Source organism: Enterobacter sp. Tr-810, assembly GCF_011752765.1.
GTDB lineage: Bacteria > Pseudomonadota > Gammaproteobacteria > Enterobacterales > Enterobacteriaceae > Enterobacter > Enterobacter soli.
The window spans coordinates 69,393-84,136 of the sequence record NZ_VWWW01000001.1; the positions used below are offsets into that span (position 1 = coordinate 69,393).

The 14,744-nt window shown below is 52.6% G+C and carries 13 protein-coding genes; 4 read left to right on the forward strand and 9 right to left on the reverse strand.

Features of this window, described 5'->3' with window-relative positions:
• Positions 1 to 76: 76 nt before the first annotated feature.
• Positions 77 to 553 carry a GNAT family N-acetyltransferase gene (locus F3J30_RS00250; RefSeq protein ID WP_166715231.1) on the reverse strand — a complete coding sequence of 159 codons (477 nt, stop codon included), beginning with the start codon at positions 551 to 553 and terminating at the stop codon, positions 77 to 79.
• A gap of 86 nt (positions 554 to 639) precedes the next feature.
• Between F3J30_RS00250 and F3J30_RS00255 the strand changes: the two genes are divergently transcribed.
• From F3J30_RS00255 to F3J30_RS00270, 4 genes are all read left to right on the forward strand, one after another.
• The gene (locus tag F3J30_RS00255; RefSeq protein WP_166715232.1) at positions 640 to 1,572 is read left to right on the forward strand and encodes a LysR family transcriptional regulator; all 933 of its coding nucleotides are present in this window, start codon (positions 640 to 642) and stop codon (positions 1,570 to 1,572) included.
• Positions 1,573 to 1,716: 144 nt separating this feature from the next.
• Positions 1,717 to 2,091, forward strand: a complete 375-nt coding sequence (locus F3J30_RS00260; RefSeq protein WP_166716672.1) for a cell envelope integrity TolA C-terminal domain-containing protein — start codon at positions 1,717 to 1,719, stop codon at positions 2,089 to 2,091.
• 322 nt (positions 2,092 to 2,413) lie between these two features.
• Positions 2,414 to 2,908, forward strand: coding sequence for a molybdopterin-dependent oxidoreductase (locus F3J30_RS00265; RefSeq protein WP_014070200.1), 495 nt, complete (start codon positions 2,414 to 2,416; stop codon positions 2,906 to 2,908).
• A gap of 17 nt (positions 2,909 to 2,925) precedes the next feature.
• Positions 2,926 to 4,887 (forward strand): EAL domain-containing protein, encoded by a 1,962-nt coding sequence (locus F3J30_RS00270; protein ID WP_166715233.1) that lies wholly within the window; start codon positions 2,926 to 2,928, stop codon positions 4,885 to 4,887.
• Positions 4,888 to 4,903: 16 nt separating this feature from the next.
• Here the strand turns inward: F3J30_RS00270 and F3J30_RS00275 are convergent, their stop codons facing one another.
• The 8 genes from F3J30_RS00275 to F3J30_RS00310 are packed head-to-tail and all read right to left on the reverse strand — an operon-like array spanning position 4,904 to position 14,744.
• Complete coding sequence (locus tag F3J30_RS00275) at positions 4,904 to 6,319, reverse strand: DUF4832 domain-containing protein (protein ID WP_166715234.1); 1,416 nt, start codon at positions 6,317 to 6,319, stop codon at positions 4,904 to 4,906.
• Positions 6,320 to 6,325: 6 nt separating this feature from the next.
• Positions 6,326 to 6,739 carry a hypothetical protein gene (locus tag F3J30_RS00280; protein ID WP_166715235.1) on the reverse strand — a complete coding sequence of 138 codons (414 nt, stop codon included), beginning with the start codon at positions 6,737 to 6,739 and terminating at the stop codon, positions 6,326 to 6,328.
• An 11-nt stretch (positions 6,740 to 6,750) separates the two neighbouring features.
• A complete protein-coding gene (locus F3J30_RS00285) occupies positions 6,751 to 7,851 on the reverse strand; it encodes a glycosyltransferase family 4 protein (protein WP_166715236.1) in 1,101 nt (366 codons plus the stop codon).
• Positions 7,848 to 9,062 carry a glycosyltransferase family 4 protein gene (locus tag F3J30_RS00290; RefSeq protein ID WP_166715237.1) on the reverse strand — a complete coding sequence of 405 codons (1,215 nt, stop codon included), beginning with the start codon at positions 9,060 to 9,062 and terminating at the stop codon, positions 7,848 to 7,850. The genes F3J30_RS00285 and F3J30_RS00290 overlap by 4 nt, the downstream gene beginning before the upstream one ends.
• Positions 9,043 to 10,068 carry a glycosyltransferase gene (locus tag F3J30_RS00295; RefSeq protein WP_166715238.1) on the reverse strand — a complete coding sequence of 342 codons (1,026 nt, stop codon included), beginning with the start codon at positions 10,066 to 10,068 and terminating at the stop codon, positions 9,043 to 9,045. Before F3J30_RS00295 ends, F3J30_RS00290 begins: the two co-directional genes overlap by 20 nt.
• The gene (locus tag F3J30_RS00300; protein WP_166715239.1) at positions 10,061 to 11,443 is read right to left on the reverse strand and encodes a capsular biosynthesis protein; all 1,383 of its coding nucleotides are present in this window, start codon (positions 11,441 to 11,443) and stop codon (positions 10,061 to 10,063) included. The genes F3J30_RS00295 and F3J30_RS00300 overlap by 8 nt, the downstream gene beginning before the upstream one ends.
• Positions 11,434 to 12,651: a capsular biosynthesis protein gene (locus F3J30_RS00305; RefSeq protein ID WP_166715240.1), complete on the reverse strand. Its 1,218-nt coding sequence runs from the start codon at positions 12,649 to 12,651 to the stop codon at positions 11,434 to 11,436. The genes F3J30_RS00300 and F3J30_RS00305 overlap by 10 nt, the downstream gene beginning before the upstream one ends.
• A 5-nt stretch (positions 12,652 to 12,656) precedes the next feature.
• Positions 12,657 to 14,744: a Wzz/FepE/Etk N-terminal domain-containing protein gene (locus F3J30_RS00310; protein ID WP_166715241.1), complete on the reverse strand. Its 2,088-nt coding sequence runs from the start codon at positions 14,742 to 14,744 to the stop codon at positions 12,657 to 12,659.

A 14,744-nucleotide genomic window follows, 5' to 3' on the forward strand; every position in this document is an offset into this window, starting at 1 on the left:
TACCGGGCACCGTTTTTGTGTGCCCGTACATGAACGCTCTGGTAGCAGGCCCGCTGCGAGTCAGAGGGGGATGTATTTACCCGGCAAATTTGAGTAGTGCTTCGCCATCAAGGCGATAGCGAACCCATTCAGATTGCGGCAGCGCGCCGATGCTCAGATAGAAATCAATGGCTGGCTGGTTCCAGTCCAGAACACTCCATTCCAGGCGGCCACACTGGCGCTGTACCGCACATTGCGCGATGTTTTTCAGTAACGCTATTCCCGCGCCCTGGCCGCGATAATCCGGGGAAACATACAAATCTTCCATATAGATACCATTACGACCAAGCCATGTTGAATAGCTGGTGAAGAACACGGCATATCCCACGGCTTTACCTTCACTCTCAGCGATCAGCGCTTCGGTTTTACTGCCTGCGGCGAAAAGTGTTTCCCGGATCTCGTCTGGCGTGGTGACAACCTCTTGCGGTGCCTTTTCGTACACGGCCAGCTCATAAATCATATCGTAGATTGCGATTGCATCTTCCGGGCGGGCCTGACGAATTGTGATGCTCATGAGTTTTCCTGTTTGTTCTGCTTTATGTTGATGGGGTTAAGCATAAGGGTTATTGTCAGAAGAATTAAGTGCAATGAAATCAACAAATGATGAATATTATGCATCCAACTTTGAGGCGTCTTGATTTAAACCTTCTCCCTGTTTTTGACGCGATTTACCGTCACAGCTCTGTGCGGCTGGCCGCGGATGAACTGGCAATGAGCACATCGGCGCTGAGCCATGCGCTGTCGCGTCTGCGTATTACCCTCAACGATCCGTTATTTTATCGGGAAGGCCATCGCATGTGCCCCAGTGTGTATGCCACTCAGCTTGCGCCTGCGATTGCATCGACACTGAAATTCCTCAATCACGAGCTGACGCCACAGCCGGAATTTGAAGCCTCTGCGAGCACGGAGTCATTACAAATTGCGATTACCGATTTCACCGCGTTTTGTATTTTCCCGGCGCTGATGCACAAGTTGCAGCATGAGGCGCCAGGTTTGCGCCTGGAGTTACGCTATTTGCCGCATAGCCCGGCACTGACGGAACTACTGGCGGGGGAAGTGGACCTGGCGCTTGGGTTCAGCACGTCGGATGATATCCGCCACCCGGAACTGGATGAGATAAGCTGGTTTGAAGATGAGTATGTCGTCATCAGTAATACCCGCCGGACACAACTGACGCTGGAGGATTATCTCGCCGCCCGCCATCTGGTGGTGACGCCCTGGAATGAAAAGCAGGGCGTTCTGGATCTACAGCTCGAGCAGATGGGGCACACACGGCAAATTGCGATTAAAACGCCGTCTATGCTCAGCGCACCGTTTATCGTAGCCCAGAGCGATCTGCTGATGGCAATCCCGCGATATGCCGCTGAGAAGCTGGTTCCGGCAACGGATATCCGGATTTTCCCGCTGCCGTTCGCAATCCGCCCGTTTGAAGTGAAGATTTATTCACATAAACGCAGCGGTAAGCGAGGCGCGACGAACTGGCTGAAAGCGCAGCTGCACTTGCTGGCTGACGAGATCCATTCAACGCAATAACGGGAGAAAATAGCGAATAACCCAAACGTCACTAAATCGCCAGCCTGACGGTAGATGAAGATTGCTTCAGCGCGGCGATTACGCAGAAATAAGGGAAAGGGAATGAAAAGGCTTAGTTCAGGTAAAAGGGTGAAAACAATCGTGATGCTGGCCGTAGTAGCCAGCATGGCAACAGGGTGTGCGCCGTTACACCCGTCAGGATGTCATAAGACCACGGCAACGGGTAGTTGCGGTTCTGGCCGCTGGGATGACAATGATCAATGGGGCGCGCAGGCGCGGGCAATCAGAGCCGCAGTTAATGCCAAAATTGATGATCCGCAACGCTGGAAAGGGAAGAAATGCCGGCTGCATCTGGCGTTTGCCAAAGATGGAACGGCGTTAAGCATATCAACCAGCAACGGCAATAAAGCCTATTGCGAGGCCGTACTATCGGCTGCACAAAAAGCGCAGTTCCCGGCCTTTACCAACCTGGAGGTTTATCGGGATTTTCAGAAATCCGGCTTTGATATGCAGGGTTAGTTATTAATTAAACGGCAGCAGTGACTCGTAACGTCCCTGGAGGCTGCACAAGTTAATAAACCTTCAAATTAGTAGACCATCATTGTACTACCTAAACTGGTGGCTTGTTTTTTGTACAGAAACCCTAGGATTAATCGTACGTCAAATAAGAGTGCCGACATTTATTAATTAATATTTAAAAAATGACATGTTCTAACTCATTGATTCTACTTGGTTAAAATGTTGTTGAACTTATTGCAACAAGATTAGCCAGGCAGCATATACTAAAGGCATGATATCTAAATTATAATCCTTTAACATCCGGTAGATAGGTGAGGTTAGAATGCGTTTAATTGTCATGTTGTTAAGCCTGGTAGTCGGCACTCAGGTCTGGGCTGGTGAACTTACCAAACCTACCGGTAAAGTCCTTTTAACCATGTCCGGTAAAATTGAAAATACCAATGAAAACGGCAAAGCCGTTTTTGATATCGCTACCCTCGAGAAACTGGGCGTGGTCAGCTTCCAGACTACGTCACCCTGGTATAATGGGCGCACGACTTTTACGGGTATTTCCATGCAAAAGCTCATGGATTATGTCGGGGCGAAAGGGACTGTTGTTAAAGTCACCGCGCTTAATGACTATACTACCGTTATCCCTCTCAGTGATTTCAAGAATTACAATGTGATCCTTGCTTTCAAAATCAATGGGGAATATATGCGTGTCCGTGATAAAGGTCCGTTCTTCATTGTGTATCCCTATGACAGTTTGCCTGAGCTGAATAATCAGATTTATTATTCACGTTCAGCATGGCAGGTCAGCCGTATGAGTATTGAGTAAGAGTTCAGAGGAGAATCATGAACAGAATACTGGCTGGCATCATATTTTCCCTTTTTATATCTACAGGGTATATATCGTTCCTTGTGCATGAAAGGCAACAAGAGTTGCAGACGCTGAGTCGCTACACCGACTCATGGTCTGCTGCCCAGCTGGTGTCAGAATATTACCGTTTTGAGTCATGGCTTGGTCTTTACACTTTTGTGGATACGATGGACCTCGATGACGTACGCCTGCGTCTCGACATTATGCTCAGCCAGAGTGATTTAATGAAAGGCGGCGATTTAGGGCATTATATAGACAGCAATAAAGAGCATCGTGAACTGGCTTTACAACTGCAAAGTACGCTTGAATATCTGGATGTTCATCTTGAGAAAATGAACCGTTCGGACATCAAAGAGTACCTGAAAGTCATGCATGAGCTTGACTCGCCGCTAAGCCGCCTCTCATCTGGTGCATTAGATAAAGATGTTAACTCGATTAATAATGCGAACCACAATATTCAAACGCTGTACTATATTTATTCGGCGACGTCGGTACTGCTAATAATACTCAGTGCGATATTAGGCGTGCTGATATTCTACCAAAACAGAAATATTCTGAAGGCGCATCTTCAGGTTAAAAGCCTTGCCGAAGAGTTGCAGAAATCGAAAGAAAAACTGCAAATCCAGAACACAAAACTGGAGTATGACGTCTACCACGACTCTCTCACCGAGATGAATAACCGCCATTTCTTCTGGGAAAATTTAACTAAAACCATCGAAGTGGCGAAAAAAGATAATCAGTCTGTGGTTGTCATGTTGTTTGATTTAGATCGATTCAAAGAGGTCAACGATACGTACGGGCACGATGCTGGTGATATTTTATTACGCCAGATCTCCCACCGTCTGGAGTCGATGAGCCTTGCTTCAGATACGCTTTACCGCTTAGGTGGGGATGAGTTTGCATTTCTTTCGAGTGGCCTGACAGAAAGCCAGGCGGTTTCCCGCGCTCAAAAAATCTGCGAATTTATCAATCAGCCGTACACGATTTATAACACTATTATTAATATCACCACCTGTGTGGGTATTGTTATTTCAGACACTGAGCGCCGATCTGACTTCCTGTATAAATTTGCCGATCTGGCGCTTTATGAAGCCAAAAATGAAGGTTCAGGAAAGATAAAAGTCTTCCGCCAGCGCATGTTAGACAAACTGCAAGAAAGCAGAACCCTCGAACATGATATGGCCATGGCAATCGTGAACAAAGAGTTCGTGGTTTACTATCAGCCTATTGTTGATTCATTCAGCCGGGAAATTTACAGCTATGAAGCCCTTATTCGCTGGATACATCCACTGAAGGGGATTCTGTCACCGGATAGCTTTATTCCGGTCGCTGAAAAAACAGGCATGATCAACGAGATGGGGAGAGCGGTGCTCGAAATGGCCTGTCGGGAAGCCGCGACCTGGGCGGTTCCGGCGAAAATTTCAGTCAATGTCTCGCCTGTTCAGCTTAGCAGCAAAGCCTTTGCCAGCGTGGTGCTGTCCATCCTGAAAGACACAGGGCTTCCGAATGAACGCCTGGAACTGGAAGTCACTGAGTCCTCTCTCTTTACGGAGAGTACGACGCCGATGAATACCCTTAGCAAGCTTAGATCTCTGGGGGTGAAAATCTCCATCGATGATTTTGGTACGGGATACTCTTCACTTTCGCGACTGAGTCGAATTGCCTTTGATAAGATCAAGATAGATAAATCTTTTGTCCATACGCTTTCCACTCAGGAAGACGCCATTAACATTATCAAACTGATTACAGGTATGGCGAAATCACTGAATATGAAGGCTATTGCCGAAGGTGTTGAAACGCAGGAACAGCTGGAGAGTCTTCAGGCGCTGGGCTGCGATTTCGCACAAGGATATCTGTTTGGTAAACCTCAGCCTTATGTCGCTGGCGAGATACGCAACGGTTATCAGGAACAGTTAAACTGCGAACGTTTATCCTGAGCATGTTGCTAAAAACTTACCTGATCGCAAAAGTGGCCATCTGATACCAGCCGTCGGTGGTTTTCCCTTTGTTAGCAAGCTGGACTCGCGGTGCGCCCTGGGTATCGGTGATTGCCGTTTGCAGCGAATAGTTGCCAGCGGGCAGGGAGGCAGGCAGCGCCAGCACCACGCGGCTTTGAATATCGCCCGGCAACCAGCGGCGAATATCATCCTGCGTTTTCTGCTTCAGAACGGTTGTGCCAGCGGCATTAACCACCCGCCACTGCACCGGATAAGCAAGATACGCCGGTGCAACGCCGTCATTACGCCAGTTAACGGTCAGCGTCAGCGGTTGCCCAATCTGAAGCGGGGTATCAAACGTCAGCTTATTCACCCGATAGCGATAGCCAATGCGTAGTAAGGCCTTATCAACAATGTCGCGGTATTCCGTGGGGATCGGTCGCGATTTGATATTCAGCGTACTGGCGTGCTGCTGCAACGCCCAATCGAAGGTCGCCTGGACCTCTGCGCGGGTATAGTGCTGCACGGTTTGCCATTCGGTCATATAGCCGCAAATCTCAAGGCTAACCGGCGCTCGTTTCCAACTGTCGTTAAAGTCCGGCTCGGCGGCCTGCGCGGCAGCCAGACGCTGCGGGTAGTCATCGCGCATGTGGCTCCACTCGGCTGAGAAATTACGCCAGTCGCCCCAACAGTCCGCGCGCCAGCCAGCACCCCGGCGGCTGGCCCATGCCAGCGAGTCACCGCCGCTAATGAGCATCACTTTCGGGGTTTTCGGGAAGCTATCAAAGTGCATATCGACATAACGATTGAGCTGCGCGGGGGTGTATTTATCCAGCAATTTCGGCATGTCAGGAAAATTAGAGTTATGCCATTCACCCCACGAACCGACCATGCCGATATCAATAAATGCCAGCTCCGGGTTTCCATCGTAGCGTTTACCCATGGCGCCGATCAGTTTCTGTGCGTAGGCGATGAAGGTGGGGTCGCTGAGATCCGGCACGAAGGTTTTATGGTTCTCAACCCACTGTCCTTTAATGCCTTTGGCAATCAGCCAGGCGGGGATTTTCGACCCGGCTAGCGGTTCATCAAGCGCCATAAAACGCAGACCAACGTTCATCGCCGGCTGGTGTCTGGCGGCAACGGCGAAAGCGTTGTCGATGAGGGCGAAATTATAAACCCCTTCCTGTGGCTCTAGCTCACTCCAGTAAAAACGCTCGTATTCAAAGCCGGTGTCGGGGTACTGCGCAAGAGTAGGTTTTTGACCATAGCCGTCATGAAAACTGGCAACACCCATACCCGGATTGGTCAACAGGCCGTCGAAGGCCAGAGGTGAAACCACCGTGGTGACAGCACCCGCAGAGCCTGACGTCAGCAAACCCGCCAGCAGCAGTGCACGAAACAAAGGCGCTTTACGCAGAGACGACATCGGCATTTTATTTCACCTTGTCATTTTGTCATGAAGGTCCATAAACCACGTCCAGATCCCAACGTGGAAATTGGTGAAGACATCGATGCCCAGTGCCGATTTCAGCATATAGAGTGCCAGCATAACCGACAGCAGGCAGAACAACACCGCGAAGGTAATGATCAGTGTAGTGAAGATGCGCCCAACCAGTGTGCTTTCGCGCGATACCTTGCGCAGATCCCGGCCAAAGAGAAACACCACGAAATAGCGGCGGTGGAGGAAAGGGAAGCTATGGCGAAAATCGAGCCGGTGGCGCGTCGCCAGATTGGTATGGATCAGCGCCTGCTCAATTCCGCGCTTCTGTTCCGGGGTTAATGAGGTTTCGACCTCCTGATCAAGTGAGGCATAGAAGCGTTCGATGACCAGTTCTGCTGTAGATTTTGACACGTGTTACCCGTTTACGTTAGGCGCTGATACACTTGAGCGGTTTGAGCGGCAATTTCCGGCCAGCGGTACTTTGGCAGAAACTGGCTGTAATCCGCTTTCTCTCCTGCGACCCACTGCTGAAGCTTCTGCGTCAGGGCCGGAACATTACCGACCGGGAAATAGTCCGATTGCGGCAGGCCGATTTCGAGGTTGGCCGGAATATCGCTGACAATGACCGGCAACGACCACGACATGGCCTCCAGCAGGGCGATTGGCAAGCCTTCATGGTAAGAGGGCAGGACGAATAACCCGGCCTGTGAGAACAACGTATGCAGCGTCGGGCCGCTAACAAAACCGGTCATAAAGATGTTCGGCGTGCTGAAGGCCTGTTTCTTTAGCCGTTCGCTGTACTCATCGGCGTGGTCGGCATCGCCAATCAGCACCAGTGGCGTCGCACAACCCGCCGCAGCATAGGCGGCTATCAGGTCGTGCAAGCCTTTCTCTTCCACAAAGCGTGCCACAGCAACAATATACTGACCCGGCTTAAGGGCGTGCCTTTGAAGGATCGTCGCCTGTTCTTCCGCGGATGGCAGCGCGGTCTGGCGGACACCGTTATAGATAACGTGGGCATTATGTCGGCCATGTTTGCGCTTAATCAGATTGTTGATGACCTCGGATATGACGATCACTTCATTGGCGTAGGTTACCGCCCATTTTTCGCCCAGCCGCAGCATCCCTTTACTGACTTTACCCCATTTCTGCCGGTCATAATCCGGGCCGTGATGAGTAAACACAACGCGTTTCCCCAGCAGGCGCAACAGCGGCACCACCAGTCCGGGGCCGATGGCGTGAACATGAACCACGCGGGAGCCGTCAAATAAGGTGCTGAGCGCCGCCAGGGTTGAGTGCACGATGGCCTCGAACTTACGGCTTTTCGGCGCCCATAAGCTCTTGAGTTTAACACCTTTATATTCACTGCGGCGATAGTTCACGTACGGCGACCGGGCCAGCACGCAGATCTCGGCGTTGCCCAGACGATAGATTTCCGGGTACAGATTCTGGCAGTGGGTTTCGACACCGCCCTGAACATCGGGAATGCCGCGGGTGCCCAGCACCGTCACGTTGGTTTTCATGTTGTCACTCCCACAAGTTGCTGATAAAGCGCCTGTAGTACCTGCATATGACGGGCAAGATCGTATTTTTCTTCCAGACGCTGGCGGGCACTCATCCCCATGTCACGCGCCCGTTGTGGGTCCGCTGCCAGTTGGTCCATCAGCTGAGCAAGCGCGTCGCTGTCGCCAGGCTCCACCAGATAACCATCAACGTTGTCACGGATCTGTTCCGGAATACCGCCAATGTTGCCGCCGATCACCGGGCGGCCAAAGGCCATGGCTTCCAGTACCGACATTGAGCAGTTTTCGTAATATTCGGAAGGGACAATAACCGCACGGGCCCCGCGAATCAGGTTGTTCAGCGCCTCGCCGTGTTTCATATACCCGAGGAATTCCGGGCCACTGAAGCGGGCGCGCAGATCTTTACCGAGCGGGCCATCGCCGACGATTTTCAGCGGCATTTTCTGGGTCATTTTCTGCTGCGCCTGGGCAAGGGTCGATACGCCTTTTTCCCGGCTCAGGCGGCCGATATAGAGGAAATAGTCGCCCGCCGTGTCGCCAGGCACGGTGGTGCTGGCGTCAATACCGTTAACGATAACGTCGATGCGGGTGTGGGGGAGCTTACGCAGCAGCGTCTGGCGCATAAATTCGCTCGGCGCGATGATGCAATCGAGCATGGCGTAATTTCTGGCGAACTTCTGCCAGTAGGCTTCCAGCGACAGCAGCAGGCTTTTAAAGGTATCGCCTTGCTGGCAGCGGTGACGGAATGCGTTGATAACTGATCCGGTCAGGCACTCTTCGCAAACGCGGCCGTCGCGCAGCATGGTGTAGGAGGGGCAGACGATTTTGTAATCGTGCGCGGTCAGTACCGTTTTACAGCCAAAGCGCTTCGCCACGCCAATGACGGCGGGTGTTATCTGATGATAGATATTATGAAAATGCACAATATCTGGCCGCTCGCGCAGCAGCAACGTGTTGAGCTTCGCACAGGCCTGCGAATTATAGATAAAATCCACCCCGGCCCTGACACGGCCCATCAGACCGTGACTGTCGTGGTAATCGACATTCTGGACGAAAAATTCTTCCCACGGCGACGGTTTATTTTCCACGTGCTTCATGCTGAAGTCGACGACCTGGTAGCCGGATTGCAGCATGGCATCCCGCTCCTGGAAATAAACGGTTTCCGCACCTCCTTTGATAAAGAAGAACTTGTTAACGAAGAGAATTTTCATTTTCAGTATCGATATGCTTTGGATTAAACACGGTCACCGCCGGGCGTTGCATCGGGTCACGAACTGCACGAGCCATCCCGCGCAACATCCCCGCTGAAAACATAAATAAGTTAATAACGCTCTGCACGCCGTCGCGAAGTGATCGGTTTTTGGCTGTTTTCAGAGCGATAAACGCCAGCAGTGGCAGCAGCGCAATGGCGATAACCTTGGCGTTAAAAGTCAGCAGACAGACCAGCAAAATCAGCAGATACAGGGTGAAAACCAGCTCATTACGCACAATGCGTAGCGCAGCCGGGAAATGGGCTTTGCCCCAGCAGCCACGCAGCAGTTCACCAGGCGCACACAGGAAACGGTTCTTCCAGCGGTAAATCAGCATCTTGAATGTCGGCATGGTGTAGGACGTGTGGCTAAAGTAAGGCACATCCAGGCGGTGCAGCTTGTAGCCAGCGGCTCCCAGGCGGATGCCCAGCTCGGCCTCTTCGTAGGCGTGCAGGTTCAGGTTGGTCAGGTAGCCGACTTTTTCGATGGCTGAACGGCGATACAGCCCGCCGCCGCCTAAATGGTCAGTATCGCCGTGCGGGTAAATCAGGTGCAGGCGCTGCTTGCGTGATTTGAACTCGTAGTTAGAGGCATCATCCATCTCAACGCTACCGGCCACTCCTGCGTACTCAGGATGGGTTTCCAGAAATTCGACAGCGGTATCAAGAAAGCCCGGTTCAAGCTCCATATCGCCATCCAGCAGCAGCAGGTAATCGCCTTCACTATACAGCCAGCCGAGCTGGTGGCCGATACCGCAACTGCGATCGCTGATGTTATCCAGGCACACCACCATCACGTCTTTACCTAACGCGAGATCCCTCGTGTTATCTGTCGAGAGGCTGTCGGCAACAATGATTTGATGCGGATAGGGTTGCAGTTGTTTGCGGACGCTGTCGATCGTTTTCTCAATACCCTGCGCTTCATTCAGGGTCTTAATGCTGACGGTAATAGAGGGTGTTTTATTCATGTTCGTTACCGGAGTTCAGACGGATAGTGCGGTGGATGACGATAAGCGCCCCGAGGGCCACCCATAATAAAAACTGCAACATGGGGACAATCATCAGGATCTGGCTGTACGGCAGGCTGAGCAGGCAGCCGATGACAAAGACGTAGTACGCCGGTGCCGAGCTGAGCAACTGGAGATCTTCACGATTAAGCTCCTGACGGGAAAAGGTCTCTTTTGGCCGCATCGCCACGAGCACGGCGCCAATCATGCAGATAAACAGAATGATGCCGATAATGCCCACTTCCCACAGCAACATGCTTAAGGCTGTGGAATCGAGGATCAGGTGATACCAGGCGCCGATATACCCCGGTGAAACCGTACTGCCGCTGTTCGTGGCGTTAAGACCGTAGCCGAACAGCATCCCACCCGGGCCGAAAAGATCGTTATGCTGGAGCCAGAAGAAGACGGTGGTGAAGCGTCCCAGCTCGCCGCTCGGCATGATGTAGTTGGCATCAAAAATATAACTCAGTGAATCAATAAACACCGAAAGCGCGCTGCGGGTAGGATCCCCGCCAAAGGCCGCCGAATAATTCGATGCCAGAACGGTAATGGCGATAAAAATTAACAGCGTCATCCCAACGGCGATAATCAGCAGCGAGCGCAGGCTGACGGCACTGACGCCACGCACATAGCCGGGCAGGATCCACAGCAGCGCCAGCAGGAAGGGGGACAGCAGGATAATGAATTTTACTTCGCCGACCACGCAAAGGAAGAAGCCCAGCGCAATGTGGATCACCAGCGATTTTAACGAGCAGATCCCGTGCTTATACTCCGATAGCTTCAGTAGCATGATCAGCAGGCAGAACGACCCCATTGCCGCGGTGTTGCCACCGCCCATCGGGTCGCCGCCGAACGTGCCGACTACCGAATCCCACTTCTCATCCTCACCACGAAGCGCCACGCGCTGGGGAACGACAAAAATCACCTGATAAATCGCGACCGGGATCTGCACGTAGAAGATCCAGTAGAACAGCTGAGTCAGCCTGTGCAGTTGCGATTCGCGAACCATGCCAAGCAACATACAGAGCATCAGCAACGACAGCGCCAGCTCGTTTTTAAAACCGACGATGGTGGTCACGATGCCCGATTGCAGCACCGTAGAGACAAGTCCGAGGAAAATAAACGTCAGGTATAGCGCCAGTATCACCTTTTCGCGCCCGGTGAGCGTCAACGGCTGCGGACGGTTTTGCATCAGCAGCAATACCGCCATGATCAGCACCATAAAGAAGGGCAGCCACAGGATCGCCGCCACGCCGGTGAAGTACTGGACCGTGCCGCAGAAAACCAGAGTTATCAGAGCATAGGCTTCAAGGTAGCGGCCGGTATTTAGCTGCATATTTTCTGCTCCTGTACCCAGAGTGATTTTGCCCGCTGGTTCATTTTGATGAGAATGAACAGGTAGCGCACGCTGGTCAGTACCGAGAAGGTCAACAGCGCGATTTGATAGCCCACGCCGAATTTCGGCAGGGCGATAAAGGCGATGGCAATAATCAGCATCTGCTCAATCTGGATCCGCAGGAAGTAGCGCCGGGAGCCGAAAATCAGCTCAATGACCGTCAACGGGCTGACCGCCAGTGCAGCAAACAGATAGGGCAGCATATAGCGCGACGTCGGGATCGAGTTCAGCCACTCCTGGCTAAAGCCCAGACGCATCACCAGCGGATAGAAAATCCAGATGCCGAGAATACACACCACCGATGCCCCCATCAGCATCAGTCGCACCTTTTTATATTCCGGGTAGTTAAAGGTGTTGTGACGAAAATCCATCGACCATTTAGAGAAAATGGAGTTGCGCACCGCGTTGCCAATGATCATCACCGGCGATAAACAGAAACGGCTGACCACCGAGAAATACCCGGCGACCAGCGGCGAGAACCAGATGTTAATCAGCATGGTCGGCAGGTTGTTGCTGGCCATCGCCAGTACCTCGGCGCTGCCAACGCGGCTGATATGCTGCCAGTGTTCGCGCAAGAAGCGGGCGTTAGCGCTCAGTGAAAAGTTGCTCAGCGTCAGGCTGCGGAAGTCAAACAGGCGGATCAGACAGCCGCTTATCAGCAACAAAATGCCGGCCATCCACGCCAGATAAAACAGCATCGGGTTGGGCATCACCAGCAGGGCGACAGCCACAACCAGCGACACGGCGATACGCTGGAAGGTCAGGAACGGGTAATTCCCGCCGCGCAGCGACAGGTTTTCGGCAACCAGTACCAGCGCATAGCCGAAAGTCAGCAAATAGAGAAAGGCAATATTCAGGTTAAAGATAAGCCCGGTGATCACCGCCCAGGGGATAGCCATCACCAGGCTCTGTAACACACAAAACACCACGTTTTGCCCTAACTGGTGATCCTCCTGACGGGGGATTAGCAGCTGGGAGGCAAACATACACACCTGCGCGCCGATCAGCACATTGCTGTAGATCATCGCGTAATGGCCGACCTCCGCCATCCCGTAACGATGCGAGATAAGCCAGACCGAAAAGGCGCCGATCAGCTGCGAAAGCACTGACGAACTGGCGATGGATGAAATGCTCCTGATGAGATTCATAATCGCTATTTCGGTGAAATAAGTTCGTGCATTTCACGATCGAGCAGACGTTTCCCTTCCTGCGTTTCCAGGTTCTCTTCTTTCACCTGGTTGAGAAGGAGCGTGACCGGTGCATCACCAGCGCGTTTAAGACGAAGCACCGCCTCACGAACACGCGCCGCCTGTTCACCAGCTTTTACCACCAGCAGGTTAATGTCGCTCTGCGCCGCCAGCAGCAGGCTATCCTGCGCCAGGCTCAGTGCCGGCGTATCGATAACCAGCGTATCGTACGTCTGGTGCAGCGTTGCCAGCAGGGCGGGTAAACGTTCGGACGTCAGCAGCAGCAAGGAAGAGTCGTTCAGCTCGCCTCGCGCCAGGAAGTCCAGTTGGTCATCCAGTTTAACGATCGCCTGTTCTGCGGTGGCGATGCCGTTCAGTAACTGGCTGAAGCCCAGTTTCTGCTGCGGATACTTCGCGGATAACCCTTTAGAGGCCAGATAATCGAGATCGATAAGCAGCGTTTTACGTGCCTTACTGGCGGAGCTGGCCAGCAGTTCGGCGATAAGCGAGCTGCCGAACCGGGGCTGGACCGAGGTCACCAGAATGGTCGCCGGTTTATCCCGGCGATTAAGCAACGCCAGGCGCAGGCTGTGGATCATGTCGGCATACTGGACGTTATGGAAAATCTGTTTCGCACTTTCCACATTCGGCAGCTGCGGGAATTCACCGCTGGCGTCGAGAGCGGCTTTCGCTTTCAGTTCGCTGAGGCTATTCACGGTTTTGTCCATCGCGGTACCGACGATCAGGTACATGATGTACAGCGCCAGCGCCATCAGGGTAACCATCACAATAAGCAGGCCGCGCTGTGGTTTTGACGGGCGATCCGGTGGAACGGCAGCATCGTAAATCACCTCATCCGGCATCGAGAGATTCTCCGACAGCTTTTGCTCACTGGCGCGCTGGTACAGCGACTTATACAGCTCTTCGGTTTTGTTCAGCGCGGTGGTCATGGTGTTGTACTGATCACGCCTGGCACCGAGGGCCTGGAAGTTTGCTTTTTCCTCGTCGAGCATTTGCTGATAGTGCTGCTCATCGTCGAGCGCGATTTGATACTGCTGGCGCAGGCCGTTTGACAGCTCACCCAACACCTGACCGAGCTGGGCGCTCACCGCCTTCATTTGCGCCTGGGCCTGGAGATACTTCGGATGCTGCGGCCCATAGTGTTCCGCCGCATCGGAAAGCTCACGGCGCGTCTGGATCATGGCAATGCGCAGATCCTGAATCTGTGGATGACCAGATATTTCGGGCAGAGAGATAATCTGCTCAATCGGTTTGCCTTGCTGCTGGCGGACTTTGTCCCACTCGGTCTGTGCTTTCAGGCGGCGCTGGGTTGCATCGGCCAGGCGGTTTATCGCGATCCCCATGCGTTCGGTTTCATAACCATCCACGCCGCGGAAAGTCAGCAACCCATTTTGCCTGAGGAAGGTATCGATAGCTGCCTTTTGCTGATCCATTTGGCTTTTCAGATCGTCCTTTATTTTTTCGTTCGCGCTTTGCGCCTGAAGCAGGGCGTTTTTTTTCTGCTGCAAACTGTAATCAATAAAGGCCTGGGCAACGCCGTTGGCGATATCCGCGGCTTTTTGCGCCGATTTGGCTTCCACGGAAACGGAAACCAGTTGGGTGGATCGCACGCCAGAAATAGTCAGTTTCTTTTGTAGCGCCTGCACCGCGTTATCAATGCGCCCGGCTGCATCCTGTTTATCGCCCTCGTTAAACTCGGGATCCTCATACAGCTTTAATTTACGTACCGCGGCATCGAGCACCACGCGCGAACCCATTAATGCATATTTGGTTTCGTAGTAATCGTTGCGCGTAGAGTCGTAATTATCCAGGCGTGGCAGGGTAGTGATATCCGATGACTGCGCTTTAAACAGCACGGTCGCCGTCGCCGTATAGCTCGAGGACATTAAGCGAGTCAACATAAATGCCGCCACGGCGGCAACGATCACCACCACCAGGCACCAGATAAGCTTGTGCTTAATTTTGTTGAAATAAGGCGTGAAGTCGATAAAGCCTTCTTTCTTTTTTCCGTTTTCTACCAGTGAAATTGCCAT